This is a genomic window from Nocardiopsis sp. NPDC055824, assembly GCF_053616335.1.
Genome location: NZ_JBSHDN010000389.1, coordinates 1 through 2,150 on the forward strand (window position 1 = coordinate 1; position 2,150 = coordinate 2,150).

Consider the following 2,150-nt stretch of genomic DNA (forward strand, 5'->3'; position numbering starts at 1 on the left):
CCGCGCCCACGGGCGCGGCACGGGCCCCTCCGTCCGCCTAGCCCAGGGTTGCGCCCACCTTGATGTGGCCCTTGAGCAGGTCGCGGGCGATCGTGCGGCGCTGGATCTCGTCGGTCCCCTCGAAGATGCGCAGCAGCCGGACGTCGCGGTAGAAGCGCTCGATCGGCAGTTCGCGGGTGTAGCCCATGCCGCCGTGGATCTGCATGACCCGGTCGACGATCTCGTTGGCCTTCACCCCGCCGAAGAGCTTGGCGATGGACTGCGCGTGGCGCGAGTCCCGTCCCACCGACACCTGCCAGGCGGCGTGCAGGACGAGCAGGCGCAGGGCCTCGATCTCGGTCTGGGAGTCGGCGATCATCCACTGGATGGCCTGGCGGTCGGCGATGGGCGCCCCGAACGTCTCGCGGGTCCGGGAGTACTCGATCGCCATGTCCAGCAGGCGCTCGCACCCGCCGAGCGCGCGGGCGGGCAGCAGGTAGCGGCCCTTGCCGATCCACTTCATGGCGAGGGAGAACCCGTGCCCCTCCTCGCCCAGGATGTTCTCGTGGGGCACGCGCACGTCCTGGAAGACCAGGGAGGCGGGGCGGCGCTCGCCCATGGTGTCGATGGGCTCGGAGGTCCAGCCCGCGTCGCGGTCGACGAGGAAGCAGGTCACGCCCCCGTCGGCGCCCTTCTCCGGGTCGGTGACCGCGAAGACCATGGCGAAGTCGGCCTCGTTGCCGCCGGTGATGAAGGTCTTCTCGCCGTTGATCACCCACTCGTCGCCGTCGCGGACCGCGCGGGCGCGGATGGCCTTGGCGTCGGAGCCCGCGCCGGGCTCGGTGATGGCGAAGCAGGAGCGGCGCTCACCGGCGATCGTGGGCAGGAGGTAGCGCTCCTTCTGCTCCTCGTCGGCGTGGTACAGGATGTTGTCGGCCTCGCCGCCGAACTTGAAGGTCAGGAAGGTTCTGCCCAGTTCGATCTCGATGATCGCCGCGGTGACCGGGTCCAGGCCCATGCCGCCGTACTCGGTCGGCGTCTCCACGCCCCAGAAGTCGGACTTGCGGGCCAGCTCGCGCAGGCGGGCGCGCTCCTCGGAGTTCAGACCGGGCGGGTGGCCCTCGCGCTCGCGGCGCAGCACCTCGTTCTCCAGCGGCATGAGCTCCCGCTCGACGAAGGTCCGCACCCAGTCGCGTACGGCGCGCTGTTCTTCGCTCAACGAGAAATCGATCACGGCCTGCTCCCCAGTAACCTAACAGTGTTCGGTTATTTGAGGGTACGGTGTGCCCGGCCGTGCGTGCAAGAGGTCGCGGCATCGGGGTTCCCACGCGTTCCGGCCGCGGACCGGAGGTGACCGGCTGCCCGCGGCAGCGCCCCGCCGACGCCGCGGGGACCCGGCGCCGGACGTGCGCCGCGTACTGACGTGCGATGATCGGGCCGGGCGCCGGACGGACCGGGCGCCTCCCGCAGCGGAGAGAGGGATCCCCCGTGGCCCGACCCAGGACGCCGATCCTGAGCAGACCAGCCATCCGACTGGCCGCGCTCACGCTCATCGACCGCGACGGTCTCGACGGGCTGTCGATGCGCAAGCTGGCCCAGGAGCTCGACGTGCAGGCCGCCTCCCTCTACAGCCACTACCGGACCAAGGAGGAGCTGCTCACCGAGGTCGCGGACGAGGTCACCGCCCACATCGACGTCTCGGGGTTCGACGGCGGCGACTGGCGCGAGGGCCTCACCGTCTGGGCGCGCTCCTACCGCGACGCCCTCGCCGCGCACCCCCACCTGCTCCCGGTCGTGTCCGCGGGCCCCGGCCGCCGGGAGGAGGCGCTGCGGCGCGCCGACGCCGTGCACGGCGGGCTCGTCGGCGCGGGCTGGCCGCCCCGCTACGCCACGATGATCGGCGCCTCCACGAAGTACCTCATCGTGGGAGCCGCGACCAACTCCTTCGCCCGGGGGTTCGACGACGACGTGCGCGTCTACCGGGACCGCTACCCCAACCTGTCACAGGCCCACCGGCTCGCCGAGCACGCCGCGGAGATCGACGACGCGAGCTTCGAGCTGGCCCTGTCGGCCTTCCTGGACGGGCTCACCGACGTCTTCGCCAGGGTGCGGGTCACACCCCGCGACTGACCGCGTACGCGGGAAGGCGCGGCGCGGTCCCCGTCCGGGAC

The 2,150-nt window shown here is 71.9% G+C and carries 2 protein-coding genes; one reads left to right on the forward strand and one right to left on the reverse strand.

Annotation, left to right across the window (positions count from 1 at the left end; genetic code table 11):
- Positions 1-37 precede the first annotated feature (37 nt).
- Positions 38-1,213 (reverse strand): acyl-CoA dehydrogenase family protein, encoded by a 1,176-nt coding sequence (locus ACWGL3_RS32065; protein WP_267948733.1) that lies wholly within the window; start codon positions 1,211-1,213, stop codon positions 38-40.
- A gap of 254 nt (positions 1,214-1,467) precedes the next feature.
- Between ACWGL3_RS32065 and ACWGL3_RS32070 the strand changes: the two genes are divergently transcribed.
- Complete coding sequence (locus ACWGL3_RS32070; RefSeq protein WP_267948734.1) at positions 1,468-2,109, forward strand: TetR/AcrR family transcriptional regulator; 642 nt, start codon at positions 1,468-1,470, stop codon at positions 2,107-2,109.
- The last annotated feature ends 41 nt before the right edge of the window (positions 2,110-2,150 follow it).